Here is a 16,534-nt window from a genome sequence, read left to right on the forward strand (position 1 = left end):
GTGGCTCTTTTTTTTTCAGATAGACTAAAAGTTATATCTTTGCAAAAAAAGAATACTAACTATTAATTAAATCTTTATCAACTATGTTTGAAGGACAGCCTAAAGGCTTATACGCATTAGCTCTCGCCAATACCGGCGAACGCTTTGGTTATTACACCATGCTTGCTATTTTCACTCTCTTCCTGCAAGCGAAATTCGGCTTTACAGCCGCCACGACGTCAACAATCTTTGCCAGTTTCCTGGCAGGAGTGTATTTCATGCCGCTTATCGGAGGTATCCTGGCCGATAAATTCGGTTATGGCAAGATGGTTACTACCGGTATCGTTATCATGTTTGCCGGTTATGTGCTGCTGGCTATCCCGATGGCAACCAATATCGGATTGTATTCCATGTTCGGCGCTCTTGCCCTGATTGCTTTGGGAACTGGACTTTTCAAGGGAAATCTGCAAGTAATGGTAGGTAATCTGTATGATGCTCCTGAGTATAGCGCGAAACGTGATACCGCTTTCAGTTTGTTCTATATGGCAATCAACATCGGTGCCCTGTTCGCTCCGACTGCCGCTACTGCCATGACCAACTATGTGTTGGGCAAAGCAGGCTTCAGCTATGTGCCCCAGATACCTTCTTTGGCACACCAGTTCCTGGACGGTACGATTACCGCCGAAGGCGAGGCCACACTGACTGCCATGCAGACCGCACAGAATTTCACAGGAAGCATGGCTGATTTCTGTACTACCTATATTGATAAATTGTCAGAAGCCTATAACTATGGTTTCGGTGTAGCTTGTATCTCACTGGTTGCCTCTATGGCTATTTATGTTATTTTCCGTTCTACATTCAAACATGCCGATTACAACTCCAAGCAGGCTAAACCGGCCAATGTACACGAAGAAGAGCTGACTCCCGCACAGACCAAAGAACGCATCGTCGCTTTGTTACTGGTATTCGCTGTGGTTATTTTCTTCTGGATGGCATTCCATCAGAACGGTCTTACCATGACCTTCTTCGCCCGTGACTACACGGCACATGAGGTAACCGGTCTGGATCGCCTTGGCTTCAGCGTATGGAATCTGGCTCTGCTTATTGTAACCGTTTATGCAGGTTTCTCACTGTTCCAGTCCAAGACAGGCAAGGGCAAATTGATTTCAGGCGTTATTGCTACCTTGGCTCTTGTGGTTTTAGGAGTCAATTATGGTACTATGGACCCTACATTGCCTATCCTTCCTCAGATTTTCCAACAGTTTAACCCCTTCTTCGTTGTCGCTCTGACTCCGGTATCACTGGCAGTATTCGGTTCATTGGCAAAGAAAGGAAAAGAACCATCAGCTCCGCGTAAAATCGGTATCGGTATGGTGATTGCCGCAGTAGGTTTCATGTTGCTGGCATTCGGCTCATTCGGTCTGCCTACTCCTGCTGAAGTAGAAGCCAATGGTATTGCCGAGAGCGCGTTGGTTTCACCCAACTGGCTGATCTCGACTTATCTGGTATTGACTTTTGCCGAATTGTTCCTGTCACCGATGGGTATCTCATTTGTTTCCAAGGTAGCTCCTCCCAAGTATAAAGGCGCTATGATGGGACTTTGGTTTGTGGCTACTGCTATTGGTAACTATCTGGTAGCTATCATCGGTTATTTGTGGGGTGATATGCAGTTGTGGATGGTATGGAGTGTATTGATTGTGTGCTGCTTGCTTTCCGCATTGTTCATCTTCTCTATCATGAAGAAACTGGAAAAGGTTGCGAAATAATTCCCGCCTATATTATATATGAAAAAGAAGCCCGCTTAACCAATCAGCGGGCTTCTCTTTTTTTATAAATTACAGAAGAAGGATACGAAAACAGGAACACTCATATCAATCAGTATTCCGTGGAATATGGCCAGGGGAATCATGTCTTTTCCCGAATAACGTGTGATGGATGGCAGCAATACATCCATCGAGTTCACTCCGGCAGCCGAGATAGGAGCCAGCTGTCCGAAATATTTCCGTATGAGCGGAGCACCGAGCAATGCCATCATCTCCCGGAAAATATTGGCCAGTAACGCAATGGTTCCCAATTCGGTGGCCAGTTGTAATCCGATAGACGGTTCTTTGAACTGTGTGATCAGAATGGAGGACAGTGAATAATAGGCAAAGCCGCTGCCCACCGCCATACAGTCGAATACACTCCATTGGCTTAATAGCAGACTGGCCAGTGCCGAGAAAAGCAAGGTTCCCGCAATGGTAGCCATCGGTACCAGGAGCATTTTCAGCCGTAAGCTTTTAATCAGTTCTTTCAATTTCTTATTGCTGCCTATGCTGATTCCTACTTGGAGCATCAGTGCATAAAGCACATACATGGAAACAGAGTGCATGTCATACTGGAAATTATTGACAGCTCCAATCATACATCCTGCACAAAAAAATGCGACAACAACCAAACTGCCTTTCATTGTTTGCCTCCTTTCTTAAAAAACAGATGAAATACCAGGAAAGAAGCTAGCATACTGCCCAAAATGCTTAATGTAGCCAATATAGCCGCCTGCCATCCGAATCTGCCTAAATTGTTAATGATTAAGCTGTTGGAGCCGATAGAGATTCCCAAAACAAACAACAGCAGGAAGATAGTGAGTGATGTACTCTTTTCTATTTTCTGTAAAAACTGCAAGTTGCGCAATACATATCCTATACCGATACCAACAAACATAATAGATATAATAGTAAACATAGCAATCAATTTTTATAGTAAAACATATACAACCCGACGGTTTCACCGAATGAGAACCATCATGCAATATATCTTTCATCGGGCACGTGTGTGGGTAGGATGAAAGTTGGGTAATAAATTACGTGTGAGTGGAAATCTAAACAAATCCGCTGAACCAATGTACATGCACAATGAAGTGATTACACAGGGGGGTATTTCCCGATGTAAGGTGATGTATGCTGTATGTAGTCTGTAATTGGTTCATATCATTGATTCATTTGCGGTGCAAAGATAATCCTTTTATGTATATTTTCAAAATAAATATTCATAAATCTTCTTCTGTTACCTTTGGACGGATATAGCGTGTGTTTTAACATAGGATCATTTATTGGGAATTTATCTCCGAATTCTGACGATAAAAAATATTCATTAATTGCAGGGGATAAGAACTTTATCTTTTCTGGAGAATTATACTTTTTTCTTGAATTGAATGTGCTGTGTAAGTGTTTGTGTACTAGTTGTTTATATTTGTTTGAGATAAAAATGAAGATAATGTCATAATTGGTGGCAATTATCTATACACCCTATTGATATTTTTTGTTTCTTTGTAATCTATTTATATACTAACACACCAAAGGAATGGATTACACCGAACAGTTTATCCGGCTGAATTGCAGCTTGATGTCGGATTACAAAATGATGAAGCTGAATGCCGAAATGAAATGCATGGGAATAGGATTATATATTCAAATGATATTGTTCCTGCGAAGGCAACAGGAATACAAACACGATTTTAACGAACTGGATTTGTTGGCTGAACAATGGGGGGCTACAGTGGAAGATCTGCAGCATCTCATTAAAGACTTTAACTTGTTTGTCATAACGGAGGACGGATATTTCCGATGCCTGTATCTGGATGAGGTGATGGGTTATCAGAATAAGCTTTCGGAGCAACGTGCCGCCGCCGGTAGCAAAGGAGGAAGAAGCAGCAAGAAAAAGACTGTGCAGACAGCTGAAAAAGTAATCACTTCTACTGTCCTCACGGCAGCGGATAAAGAAGCGAATGACGATGCAGACAATAAGGAAAACAACACGGAAAACAATGCGGAAAACAGTGTAAAATGCATGAAAAACACGATTGAAAAAAGTGATGATGAAAATGTAACCGAAAATACACTGCAATGTATTGATAATGAATGCGTTAATAGGAGTTTGCAAGCAAGCTTTAAGCAAAACTTTATAAGAGAAGAAAAGAATAGAGAAGAGAAGAAAAACAACAGTAACAAAGAAAAAGAAATAACTGTTGTTGCTGTTGTTGAACTCTTCAAAAACATAGGATTTGCACCTCGACAGAAACGCTATATCAATGAGATTTTCCCTATCCGGGTTCGGGTGGATACACCACGCACGATTCCGGATTTGGAAGAAAGAGGAGTTGGACCGCCCATGGATAAATGCATATCGTATCTTTGTTGAATGCTATTTGCCCCCCCAGGTACGCGCCGTTAATCACGGAAGATATGGATCTTTCACGTGTAAGATGCTATATCTTACAGCTGTAAGATTATAAATCTTTCACCTTCATCGTCTGGACATTGCGAAAGAATTCAGCCGGTCTGTGCGTGGTGGAATATAACCGTCTGCCGCTTGTTTTCACGAATACCGTCTGGGGTATCTCAAGAAGATGCTCAGCAGGGCAAATATCCCGATGGCTACCGGATAGTACAAGTATTCGATAATGCTCAAAGGAGACAGGGAAGCCAGTTTGGCAGCAATCAGCATTTGTGCTCCGTAAGGGATGATTCCCTGGATGACACACGAGAAAGTATCCAGAATACTTGCACTCTTGCGTTTGTCCACCCTGTAGCGGGTAGCGATATCGTTGGCAAGCGGTCCCACTGTGATGATGGCTATCGTATTGTTGGCTGTGCAGAAATTGGCGATACTCACCAAAGCCGCGATGCAAAGTTCGGCTCCGCGTTTGCTGTTGACGTGTTTGGTCAGTTTTTGGATGATATAGTCCACTCCGCCATTAAAACGGATCAGTTCCAGCATACCGCCTGCCATCAAGGTGATGATGATGAGCTCACCCATCCCGGTGATCCCTGTGCCCATGGAGCCGAGCCAGTCGAACAGGCCGATGCTCCCCGTGAACAGGCCGATCACTCCCGTTGTGGCGATGCCCAGTATCAGTACGAGTGCCACATTCATACCTGCTATGGCGGTTCCCAACACAACCAGGTAGGGGAGGATTTTGATCCATTCCACCGACTGGATGTCGTGGGTGGTCATCACGTCCATCCCTCTGAAAATATAGTAGCCGAAAACCATCAGAGCGGCCGGAAGGGCTATCATGAAGTTTACCCGGAACTTGTCACGCATGGCGCATCCCTGGGTACGGGTGGCGGCGATGGTGGTATCCGAGATGAATGAAAGGTTGTCGCCGAAGAAGGCTCCTCCCACCACGATACCTGTCATGAAGGCCAGGTTCATGTCGGTTTTCTCTGCGATGCCTGCTGCCACGGGGACTAGTGCCACGATGGTTCCTACCGAGGTTCCGATGGAGAGTGAGATGAAACAGGCAGCCAGGAAGATGCCTGCCAGCAGCAGATTGTCCGGCAGCAGGAGAAGCGTAAGGTTGACGGTCGCGTCAATGGCCCCGATATCTTTGGCACTTTGGGCGAATGCGCCTGCCAGGATGAAAATCCAGATCATCAGCATGATGTTCTTGTTGGCTGCGCCGATGGAATATTGCAGCATTCGCTCATTCAGGCTCAGGCCTTTGGTGATGCATACCGCATAGACCGAGGATACCATGAAAGCAATCGTGATGGGGACTTTATAGAAGTCGTTTACAATGATGGAAGTCACCAGATACAGGCATAGAAATACCAGCAGTGGACTGAGTGCCCATAGACTGGGCTTATTGGTTATTGGAGTTAATTTTTCACCGTTCATGAATTTGTATTTTATAAAATGAGATGCAAAGTTACAAAAAGACTTGCTGTATAACAATATATGGGGGAAAAAGGTCACAGCCCCACCTTCGTAACAGGGAAGGCAGGGCTGTAAGGGTATTGGGAAAGTTGGGGATAAAATTGGATTATAGTGTCACGCCTGTCTTGAAGATGGCGATTTCACGATAATTCTTCTTTTCATTGTTTACCGGTTCTCCGCTGGCAACACGGATGATATAGTCTATAAAGCGTTCGCAGGTCTTTTCCATCGGTTCGTTTTCTACGATGACTCCGGCATTGAAGTCAATCCATCCCGGTTTGTTTTTAGCCAGAGTGGAGTTGGTGGAAATCTTCATGGTAGGAACAAACGTACCGAACGGAGTACCGCGGCCGGTAGTGAAGAGCACCATGTGACAGCCGCAGGAGGCGAGGGCGGTGGCAGCTACCAAATCGTTGCCCGGTGCGGAAAGCAAGTTCAAACCTTTCACTTTCAGGCGGTCGCCATAGCCCATAACTCCGTCAACGTATGCTTTGCCGCATTTTTGGGTACATCCCAACGCTTTGTCTTCCAGGGTGGAGATACCACCTGCCTTGTTGCCCGGTGACGGATTTTCGCCCACTGGCTCGCCGTGTGACAGGAAATATTCCTTAAAGTCATTAATCAGGTGTACGGTCTGCTCGAACAGTTCCTTGGTGCGGCAACGGTTCATCAGGATGGTTTCCGCACCGAACATTTCGGGAACCTCCGTCAGTACGGAAGTACCGCCCTGTGCAATCAGGAAGTCGGAGAACATACCCAGCAACGGATTGGCGGTGATACCTGAGAAGCCATCCGAACCGCCGCATTTCAAGCCTACACGCAGCTCGGACAAAGGAACATCCTCGCGTACATCGGTCTTGGCTTTGGTGTACAGTTCACGCAGAATCTTCATACCCTCTTCAAATTCATCCCCCACTTTCTGGGTTACCATGAACTTTACGCGGTCTGTGTCGTAATCGCCCAGAAACTCGCGGAAAACATCCGGCTGGTTGTTCTCGCAGCCCAGACTGACAATCAGTACGGCTCCTGCATTAGGATGCAGAATCATGTCGCGGAGAATTTTCTTGGTATTCTCGTGGTCATCGCCCAGCTGTGAACAGCCATAGTTGTGAGGGAATGCCACGATAGCGTCCACACCTTCGCAGTTGGTTTCGCGGCGTAACGCTTCGGCCAGTTGTCCGATGATACCGTTTACACAACCCACGGTGGGGATAATCCATACCTCGTTACGGATACCTACATCACCGTTTTTGCGGCGGTATCCTTTGAACGTCAGGTCTTTCTTCGGGATATTGAGGTCTACGCTGACCGGATTGTAGGTGTAATCCAACAGTCCGGCAAGGTTTGTCTTTATCTGGGTTTCATTGATCCAGCGTCCTTGTTCCACGGCAGTCACGGCATGGCCGATGGGGTAACCATACTTGATGATATTCTCGCCTTGGGCGAAATCTTTCAGTGTCACCTTATGGCCGGCAGGCACGTCTTCCTTCAACGTGATGGCATGACCGTCTACCGTGATGGCCTCGCCTGCTTTTAAATCCGAGATAGCCACCACTACGTTATCAGCCGGATTGATTTTCAAATACTTTGTTTCCATTTCTATTTTTAGTTATCAGATTTACTTTTTATGCGCATCCAGATAGAAATCCACGTTCTCCACCGAAAGCAGGGTGATGGGCATGTAATTGCATTGTTTCACCTCTTTCTTGAAGATCAGGTGATTGCACAGGCTCTCTACGCCGCTGTATCCTTGTGCGGTAGGTTGCTGAGCAATCAGGAAATCCACTGCGCCCTCTTTCAGACAAGAGACGTTCCGGTGTAATAAATCGTACCCAATCAGTTTGAAATTTTTCATGTTGTGTCCGATGAGATATTCTCCTATAATGTACACTTTCGAGTTGAAAGTGATGCCGCACGTAACCTGTGGGTTCTCTTGGAAAAAGCGGTTCATCAGCGCCTCGTCCTCGTCCGGACGCTTGGCGTAGAGGTTCAGTTCCACTATCTTGCAGTCGGGAAAATGCTCCTGCATATATTTTCTGAATCCTTTTTCACGGTTTTCCTGCTGGTTTGATCCCAGGCGGCCTTCGTTGATTTGTCTGAAGATAACGATTTCTTTGGGACATTCTCCCAACATCATGGCCATGCGGGCGGCAAAGTATCCGCTTTGGTCGGATTTCTGCCCGAAGAATGCCAGCGGATTCAGACTGGCCACGTTGGAGTCTATAAATATATAAGGTATTTCCCGTTCTTGTAACTTGTCGGTGAATCTGGCCGTCATCTCAGGAATAGTGGGGGCGAGCAATACGCCGTCCGGCTCTTGTTTCAGTATTTCCTCACCGGCATTGATGAAGGAGGAATATTCATATTGGTCATAGTACATCACGGACAGGGTGATGTGGAAATCCGAAAAGGTTTCTACGGCTCTTTTCATCCCCAGTTCCACATCGGTCCAGTAATCGCCTTCCTTGTGCTGTGGCAGCAGGCAGACAAACAGATACTTTTTGTTGGATGCCAATGCGCTGGCATACATATTGGGCTGGTAATCCAGTTGCTTCAATATTTCTTCCACCCGTTTCCGGCTGGCTTCGGATACCCCTGTGCGGCCATGCAATACACGGTCTACTGTGCCGACTGACACATCTGCCAGGCGCGCGATATCCTTGATTCTGATTCTTTCGGGCAGTTTATTCATACCTTAATTATATATATTGTGCTCGTGCACACTGATAATTTATTTTTTTTCGATACAAATATATAACAATTTTTGGTTTTAAAAAAATAAATAGTACCTTTGTGCACGCACACGGATGAATTATTTGAGTGGTCTGTTGAGTACAAGGTTACGATGTGATTCGTCTATGGATATGTAAACCAGTATTTTAATTGGGTTGAAAGTTAAACGAATAAATATATAACAATTTAAAATCACGAAATTATGGGAAAAGTAGTAACCTTAGGTGAAATTATGTTGAGATTGTCAACTCCGGGAAACACACGTTTTGTACAGTCGGATTCATTTGATGTTGTTTATGGCGGTGGTGAAGCGAACGTAGCGGTGAGTTGCGCGAACTACGGTCACGAAGCTTATTTCGTAACTAAATTGCCGAAACACGAAATTGGACAGTCTGCTGTGAATGCATTGCGTAAATATGGTGTGAAGACCGATTTCATCTGTCGTGGTGGCGACCGCGTAGGTATCTATTATCTGGAAACAGGAGCTTCCATGCGTCCTAGCAAAGTAATTTATGACCGTGCCCACTCGGCTATCGCCGAAGCCGATCCTTGCGATTTCGACTTTGACGCTATCATGGAAGGTGCGGACTGGTTCCACTGGTCGGGTATCACTCCGGCTATTTCTGACAAGGCTGCCGAACTGACCAAACTGGCTTGTGAAGCTGCAAAACGTCATGGCGTTACGGTATCTGTAGACTTGAATTTCCGCAAGAAACTGTGGACAAAAGAAAAAGCACAGTCTATCATGAAACCGTTGATGCAGTATGTAGATGTATGTATAGGCAACGAAGAAGATGCCGAACTTTGTCTGGGCTTCAAACCGGAAGCGAATGTGGAAGCCGGTGAAACCAATGCGGAAGGTTACAAAGGAATCTTCAAGGCTATGGCAAAAGAATTCGGCTTTAAATATGTGGTTTCTACCTTGCGCGAATCATTCTCGGCTACTCACAACGGCTGGAAGGCTATGATTTACAACGGAGAAGAATTTTATGAATCAAAACGCTATGACATCAACCCGATTATTGACCGGGTAGGTGGTGGCGACTCATTCTCCGGAGGTATCATTCACGGTCTGCTGACCAAACCGAATCAGGGTGCCGCCCTTGAATTTGCTGTTGCCGCTTCTGCTTTGAAGCATACTATCAACGGTGACTTCAACCTGGTATCTGTAGATGAAGTGGAAGCATTGGCCGGTGGCGATGCCAGCGGACGTGTACAACGCTAAATTTGTTTTTTATAGGAACACGAATGACGCAAATAACGCAAATTTTTGATACATGTTTTATTTGTATCATTTGTGTTCCTATCTTTCATTTAAACTAAAATATAACATTATGGCTCGTTTTGATAAAATAGCAGTGTTGGACAAGATTGGTTCAACCGGTATGGTTCCTGTATTCTACCATAAAGATGCAGAAGTGGCAAAGAAAGTAGTGAAAGCTTGTTATGACGGCGGAGTTCGTGCATTCGAATTTACAAACCGTGGTGACTTTGCTCATGAAGTATTTGCGGAAGTTGTGAAATACGCGGCAAAGGAGTGTCCTGAAATGGCTATGGGAGTAGGTTCTATCGTTGATCCTGCTACTGCCGCTCTTTACTTGCAATTGGGTGCTTGCTTTGTGGTAGGTCCGTTGTTCAATCCTGAAATCGCTAAAGTGTGCAACCGTCGTTTGGTGGCTTATACTCCGGGATGCGGAAGCGTGTCCGAGGTGGGTTTCGCTCAGGAAGTAGGTTGCGATCTTTGCAAAATATTCCCGGGTGATGTATTGGGAGCAAAATTGGTTAAAGGTCTGCTGGCTCCGATGCCTTGGTCTAAACTGATGGTAACCGGTGGTGTGGAACCGACTCAGGAAAATCTGACTTCTTGGATTAAGGCAGGTGTGTTCTGTGTGGGTATGGGTTCTAAATTGTTCCCTGGCGACAAGGTAGCCGCGGAAGACTGGGCGTATGTAACGGCAAAATGTAAAGAAGCATTGGACTACATTGCGGAAGCCCGTGCAAATAAATAAGAAAAAGATCAGCTCATGCCCGCAAGGGGTTAGTGAATTAGGGCGTGGGTATCATTTTGTTTAAAGGTGTATATAAAATGGGTAAGGGCCATCGCGAAGTGGATTCGCGATGGCTTTTCACTTTCCGGCGGGTGCTTGAGGCGGGGCGTTGGCAAAAATATTCTTGTAAAGATTGGTAGATAGAATAAAAATGTGTTCTTTTGTACCGTTTCTTAAGAAATAAAATGAAGCGTTTAATCTAAAACACACAAAAATGAAAAAAGCATTATTAAAGGTGGCCGTCATGCTGTTATGCTTGGCGGGGGTAACTCCTGCAATGGCCCAGTTTAATTTGAAGAAGGCAGTGGGGGGAGCCGTGAAGGCTGCAAAAGCGGTGACTTTGACCGATGAGCAGATGACAGAGTATGTAAAGGAGTACATTGACTGGATGGATAAGCATAATCAGGTTTGTGCAGACGATGATCCGTATACTGTCCGTTTGAAAAAACTGACTGAAGGGTTGACCGAAGTGGAAGGGATGCCGCTGAATTTCAAAGTATATTATGTGATTGATGTAAATGCGTTCGCCTGTGCAGACGGTAGTGTGCGGGTATTCTCTTCATTGATGGATATCATGACAGACGAAGAACTGTTGGGGGTAATAGGCCATGAGGTAGGCCATGTGGCACACAAGGACTCAAAGAACGGCTTCCGTACCGCATTGCTGACATCGGCATTGAAAGATGGTATTTCATCACAAGGAGGAAAAGCGGCTGCTCTGACAGATTCCCAGTTGGGTGATTTGGGAGAGGCATTGGTCAATGCTACTTATTCACAAAAACAGGAACGCGCCGCCGATGATTACGGTTACGAATTTCTGAAGAAAGCAGGTAAGAATCCTTGGGCGATGGCATTGTCATTCCAGAAATTGAAAAAATTGCAAGAAGAGGCAGGAGCAAAGAAAAGCAGCAAGCTGAATCAGTTGTTCTCTACTCATCCCGATCTTGACGCACGTATCCAGCGTATGGAAGAACGTGCTACAAGCGAAGGTATTGAAAAACCTGAAAACACGATGGGGGAAACAGGGAAATAAATGGTTTCAGGCAATGTGGATTATACACATAATAGAGGGTGTCCGTTTCAATGGCGGACACCCTCTTCTTTTTTTGGGAGATTTTTTTGCATGACCTTATCTTGCCTCCCGGCGGGATAAAATCTGAATTTATTATGAGAGAAATCCTTATTGGGAGAAAATCAAAGTCCAAAGTTCAGGTTAAAAGAATCAAGTGTTCTTTTTCGTCTAGATTATAGAAGGAAATCTCTTGGCACAAAGATACGCTTATTTTAATGGTTGACGAATTCCCTGTAGGGTTATATCATAGCTAGATTTCCTAAAATGATGGCAAAAATTCCTTTTTTCTTTCTGATACTTTGCCTCCTCTTTACATTGTGATATGTGCTATGCGTTGTAAATCAGATTGTTAATTATGTGTATTGCTTCTGGACTGTGCAATAACAGGGTGGTTTAATATAAGTGAAAATCACTATCTTTGTATAAACCAACAGAAAGAAATGCACAAAACAGTTTAGCCATGATGAATTACGCATACGATACATCTTTGCAGGAAACGATGATACTGACTGAAGCGTTTCACACAGACAGGGTCATCTGTGACAATGGTAGTCTGTATAAGTTTATATGGGTCCAGGAAGGCAAACTGACATTGATAGTAGACCATGTGGAAATAGAGATGGAGCAGGATGAAATCATCTCTGTGAGTAATCTTCACCGCACGGAGTTCAAGAATGTATCGGGCAGGTATCTTGCTCTTCTTTTCAACGAGAATTTTTACGGCATTTACAAGCACGAGAAAGAAGTATCGTGCAGCGGAGTGCTGTTTAACGGAACTTCCGGTATAGTGCATCTGCGGCTCCCGATAGCCGATTCCGAACTGTTGCACGAGGTGGTGGACAGAATGGTTACCGAATACATCCTGCGGGATAACCTGCAGGGAGAAATGCTCCGCCTGCTGTTGAAACGTTTCATCATTCTGTGTACCCGGCTGGCCCGTAAGCAGTTGTCCGGCTTTCCGGTTAATGAAAAAGGTTTTGACATCATCCAGCGTTATTATGTGTTGGTGGACAATCACTTCAAGGAGAAAAAACAGGTACAGGCATATGCTGCTTTGTTGCATCGTTCTCCCAAGACGCTTTCCAATTTATTTGCCGCCTACGGTATGCCTTCCCCTTTGAAGATTATACAAGAACGAGTGGTGACCGAAGCGAAACGGCTGTTGCTGCATACCTCGCACAGCATCAAAGAGATATCGGTGATTTTGGGCTTTGAAAGTGTGGGTACTTTCAGCCGCTTCTTTAAGAATATGACGGGGGAAAATACCTCGGCATACCGGAAAAGACTGCAATAACAAGAACCGGTCCTTGTTGCTGTTGATTTTGATAAGAACAGGGGCTTTTCCCATGCCTTATGCAGTTATTCTGAAACAGTATCCGTTATCTGATTAAAAAAACAAGCGTCAAAACTTTCTATCTATCTAATTTTCTTGTAAATTTGCACCTTAATTTTTGGAAGGCATTGCCTTTTAGTTAGAGAATACAAGAAAACGATATAAAATTATGAGTAAGAAATTTGCTGAACACTCGCAACTCAACCTATCACAGGTCAATAAAGATGTGCTGAAGAAGTGGGATGAAAACGATGTTTTCGCCAAGAGTATGACAGAACGTGAAGGATGTCCTTCTTTCGTGTTTTATGAAGGACCTCCCTCGGCCAATGGTATGCCGGGTATTCACCACGTGATGGCGCGTACCATTAAAGATACTTTCTGCCGCTATAAAACCATGAAAGGGTTCCAGGTAAAGCGTAAGGCCGGATGGGATACTCACGGACTGCCTGTGGAACTGGGTGTGGAAAAGGCATTGCATATCACCAAAGAGGATATCGGAAAGACCATTTCTGTTGCCGAGTACAACGCAGCTTGCCGTAAGGACGTGATGAAGTTTACCAAAGAGTGGACAGACCTTACTCATAAGATGGGTTACTGGGTGGATTTGGAGAATCCCTATATCACTTATGACAACCGCTATATTGAAACGCTGTGGTGGCTCTTGAAGCAGCTTTATAACAAAGGTCTGTTATATAAAGGCTACACCATCCAGCCTTACTCTCCGGCTGCCGGAACAGGATTGAGCTCGCACGAGCTGAACCAGCCGGGCTGTTACCGTGATGTGAAAGACACCACTGTGGTAGGACAGTTCAAGATGAAGAATCCGAAACCCGAAATGGCGGAATGGGGAACGCCTTATTTCCTGGCATGGACCACTACTCCGTGGACATTGCCTTCGAATACGGCATTGTGCGTAGGACCGAAAATAGACTATGTGGCTGTGCAGACTTACAACGGATATACTGGGGAAAAGATGACCGTAGTGTTGGCGAAAGCTTTGCTTTATACTCACTTTAACAAGAAAGCGGAAGAATTGGCGCTGGAAGACTATAAGCCGGGTGACAAACTGATTCCGTTCAAAGTAGTGGGTGAATATAAAGGACCGGATCTGGTAGGCATGGAATACGAACAGCTTATTCCTTGGGTGAAACCGGTGACAGTGGATGAAAACGGGAAATGGCAAGAAGCGGCCGGTGAGGCATTCCGCGTTATTCCCGGTGACTATGTAACTACCGAAGATGGTACGGGTATCGTACATATCGCTCCGACATTCGGTGCAGACGATGCTTTTGTGGCACGTGCGGCAGGTATTCCTTCTCTGTTCATGATAAACAAGAAGGGGGAAACCCGTCCTATGGTGGATCTGACTGGTAAATTCTATCTGTTGGACGAACTGGACGAGGCTTTCGTAAAGGAATGTGTGGACGTAGAGAAATATAAGGAATATCAGGGCCGGTGGGTGAAGAATGCTTATGATCCTCAGTTTACTGTAGATGGCAAGTATGATGAAAAAGCTGCCGCTGCCGCCGAATCACTCGATATCTATATCTGTATGATGATGAAAGCCGCCAACAAGGCGTTCAAGATAGAAAAGCATGTACACAATTATCCGCACTGCTGGCGTACTGACAAACCGGTGCTCTACTATCCGCTGGACAGTTGGTTCATCCGGTCTACCGCAGCCAAAGAGCGCATGATGGAACTGAACAAGACTATCAACTGGAAGCCGGAATCTACCGGAACAGGCCGTTTCGGCAAGTGGCTGGAAAACTTGAATGACTGGAACTTGAGCCGTTCTCGTTATTGGGGAACTCCGCTGCCTATCTGGCGCAGTGAAGAAGGAGAGGAGCTTTGTATCGGTTCCGTAGAGGAATTGTATAATGAAATAGAAAAGTCAATAGCTGCCGGATTTATGACCGTCAATCCTTATAAGGAAAAAGGTTTTGTTCCGGGCGAATATAACGGGGGGAACTATGACAAGATAGACCTTCACCGTCCGTATGTGGATGATATCATCTTGGTATCTGAAAGCGGCAAGCCGATGAAACGTGAGGCGGACTTGATTGATGTGTGGTTCGACTCCGGTGCGATGCCTTACGCGCAGTTGCACTATCCGTTTGAAAATAAGGAAATTGTGGATAACCGCACTTATTATCCTGCGGACTTCATTGCAGAAGGGGTGGACCAGACCCGTGGCTGGTTCTTTACGCTACATGCTATCGCTACGATGGTATTCGACAGTGTGGCTTACAAGAACGTAATCTCTAACGGCTTGGTTCTGGACAAGAACGGAAACAAAATGTCAAAACGTCTGGGCAATGCGGTAGATCCGTTCGGCGCTATCGAACAGTATGGCTCCGATCCTTTGCGTTGGTACATGATTACCAATTCTTCTCCGTGGGATAACTTGAAATTTGATACCGACGGGGTGGATGAGGTTCGTCGTAAATTCTTCGGTACTTTGTATAATACCTATTCGTTCTTCGCACTTTATGCCAATGTGGATGGTTTCGCTTATCAGGAAGCGGAAGTGCCGGTAAATGAACGTCCGGAGATAGACCGTTGGATTCTGTCTGTTCTGAATTCATTGGTGAAGAACGTGGACGCTTGCTACAACGATTACGAACCGACCAAGGCGGGACGTTTGATTACAGACTTCGTAAATGATAATTTGAGTAACTGGTACGTGCGCTTGAACCGTAAACGTTTCTGGGGTAATGCCATGTCACAGGATAAGCTGTCCGCTTATCAGACATTGTACACTTGTCTTGAAACAGTGGCCAGGCTGATGGCGCCTATCGCTCCGTTCTATGCCGACCGGTTGTATACGGATTTGATTGCGGCTACAGGTCGTGACACCGTGGTTTCTGTACACTTGGCCAAGTTCCCGGAATGTAATGAGGCATTGATAGACGGAGAACTGGAAGCGCGTATGCAGATGGCTCAGGATGTTACTTCTATGGTATTGGCATTGCGCCGCAAAGTCAATATCAAAGTGCGCCAGCCTTTGCAGTGTATCATGGTTCCGGTGGTGGACGAAGAGCAGAAAATGCACATCGAAGCCGTAAAAGACTTGATTATGAGCGAAGTGAACGTGAAAGAAATCAAGTTTGTAGACGGAGCCGCAGGCGTATTGGTGAAAAAGGTGAAATGTGACTTTAAAAAACTCGGCCCGAAATTCGGCAAACAGATGAAAGCTGTCGCCGCAGCCGTAGCCGGAATGTCGCAGGAAGCTATTGCCGAATTGGAGAAAAATGGTAAATATACCTTTGTGCTTGATGGTGCGGAAGCGGTTATCGAAACAACGGATGTGGAGATTTTCAGTGAGGATATTCCGGGATGGCTGGTTGCCAATGAAGGTAAACTGACTGTGGCATTGGAGGTTACCGTAACCGAAGAACTGCGTCGTGAGGGGGTTGCCCGTGAATTGGTAAACCGTATACAGAATATCCGTAAGAGCAGTGGTTTTGAGATAACGGACAAAATAAAAGTGGCATTATCTAAAAATCCTCAAACCGATGATGCGGTAAATGAATATAATACTTATATTTGTAACCAGGTTCTTGCTAACTCCCTGGAATTAGTGGATGAAGTGAAGAACGGTACAGAATTAAATTTTGATGATTTCTCACTTTATGTGAGTGTCGTAAAAGAATAATTAACCTTTTA

Annotated in this window: 12 protein-coding genes; 7 read left to right on the plus strand and 5 right to left on the minus strand. The window is 45.2% G+C overall.

What is annotated here, in order from left to right; genetic code table 11:
• Window positions 1–83 precede the first annotated feature (83 nt).
• Entirely contained in the window at window positions 84–1,745 is a 1,662-nt protein-coding gene (locus AB5062_RS03005; RefSeq protein ID WP_012055523.1) for a peptide MFS transporter, read from the plus strand.
• A gap of 62 nt (window positions 1,746–1,807) precedes the next feature.
• Here the strand turns inward: AB5062_RS03005 and AB5062_RS03010 are convergent, their stop codons facing one another.
• Both AB5062_RS03010 and AB5062_RS03015 read right to left on the minus strand, forming a co-directional pair.
• A complete protein-coding gene (locus AB5062_RS03010; protein WP_005846620.1) occupies window positions 1,808–2,428 on the minus strand; it encodes a lysine exporter LysO family protein in 621 nt (206 codons plus the stop codon).
• Window positions 2,425–2,703, minus strand: a complete 279-nt coding sequence (locus tag AB5062_RS03015) for a LysO family transporter (protein ID WP_005846617.1) — start codon at window positions 2,701–2,703, stop codon at window positions 2,425–2,427. The genes AB5062_RS03010 and AB5062_RS03015 overlap by 4 nt, the downstream gene beginning before the upstream one ends.
• Before the next feature lie 618 nt (window positions 2,704–3,321).
• On the opposite strand from AB5062_RS03015, the gene AB5062_RS03020 reads away from it, so the two are divergent.
• The gene (locus AB5062_RS03020; RefSeq protein WP_032952862.1) at window positions 3,322–4,158 is read left to right on the plus strand and encodes a DUF4373 domain-containing protein; all 837 of its coding nucleotides are present in this window, start codon (window positions 3,322–3,324) and stop codon (window positions 4,156–4,158) included.
• A gap of 177 nt (window positions 4,159–4,335) precedes the next feature.
• Here AB5062_RS03020 and AB5062_RS03025 read toward each other — a convergent pair whose 3' ends face one another.
• The 3 genes from AB5062_RS03025 to AB5062_RS03035 all read right to left on the minus strand — a co-directional run bounded on the left by AB5062_RS03025 (window position 4,336) and on the right by AB5062_RS03035 (window position 8,371).
• Window positions 4,336–5,640, minus strand: a complete 1,305-nt coding sequence (locus AB5062_RS03025) for a Na+/H+ antiporter NhaC family protein (protein WP_005846612.1) — start codon at window positions 5,638–5,640, stop codon at window positions 4,336–4,338.
• Between the two features lie 145 nt (window positions 5,641–5,785).
• Window positions 5,786–7,276 (minus strand): UxaA family hydrolase, encoded by a 1,491-nt coding sequence (locus tag AB5062_RS03030; protein WP_012055525.1) that lies wholly within the window; start codon window positions 7,274–7,276, stop codon window positions 5,786–5,788.
• 21 nt (window positions 7,277–7,297) lie between these two features.
• Entirely contained in the window at window positions 7,298–8,371 is a 1,074-nt protein-coding gene (locus AB5062_RS03035; RefSeq protein ID WP_016270476.1) for a LacI family DNA-binding transcriptional regulator, read from the minus strand.
• Between the two features lie 243 nt (window positions 8,372–8,614).
• On the opposite strand from AB5062_RS03035, the gene AB5062_RS03040 reads away from it, so the two are divergent.
• The 5 genes from AB5062_RS03040 (at window position 8,615) to ileS (ending at window position 16,523) form a co-directional block, all read left to right on the plus strand.
• A complete protein-coding gene (locus tag AB5062_RS03040) occupies window positions 8,615–9,637 on the plus strand; it encodes a sugar kinase (protein ID WP_005846604.1) in 1,023 nt (340 codons plus the stop codon).
• 109 nt (window positions 9,638–9,746) lie between these two features.
• Window positions 9,747–10,421, plus strand: a complete 675-nt coding sequence (locus AB5062_RS03045) for a bifunctional 4-hydroxy-2-oxoglutarate aldolase/2-dehydro-3-deoxy-phosphogluconate aldolase (RefSeq protein WP_117597217.1) — start codon at window positions 9,747–9,749, stop codon at window positions 10,419–10,421.
• 253 nt (window positions 10,422–10,674) lie between these two features.
• Window positions 10,675–11,493, plus strand: coding sequence for a M48 family metallopeptidase (locus tag AB5062_RS03050; protein ID WP_117616067.1), 819 nt, complete (start codon window positions 10,675–10,677; stop codon window positions 11,491–11,493).
• A 499-nt stretch (window positions 11,494–11,992) separates the two neighbouring features.
• Entirely contained in the window at window positions 11,993–12,826 is an 834-nt protein-coding gene (locus tag AB5062_RS03055) for a helix-turn-helix domain-containing protein (RefSeq protein ID WP_005846596.1), read from the plus strand.
• A 208-nt stretch (window positions 12,827–13,034) separates the two neighbouring features.
• A complete protein-coding gene (gene ileS, locus AB5062_RS03060) occupies window positions 13,035–16,523 on the plus strand; it encodes an isoleucine--tRNA ligase (RefSeq protein WP_032952861.1) in 3,489 nt (1,162 codons plus the stop codon).
• Window positions 16,524–16,534 lie beyond the last annotated feature (11 nt).

Origin of the sequence: Phocaeicola sp. RTP21359st1_B8_RTP21360_211022 (assembly GCF_040911965.1) — a bacterium.
Lineage (GTDB): Bacteria > Bacteroidota > Bacteroidia > Bacteroidales > Bacteroidaceae > Phocaeicola > Phocaeicola vulgatus.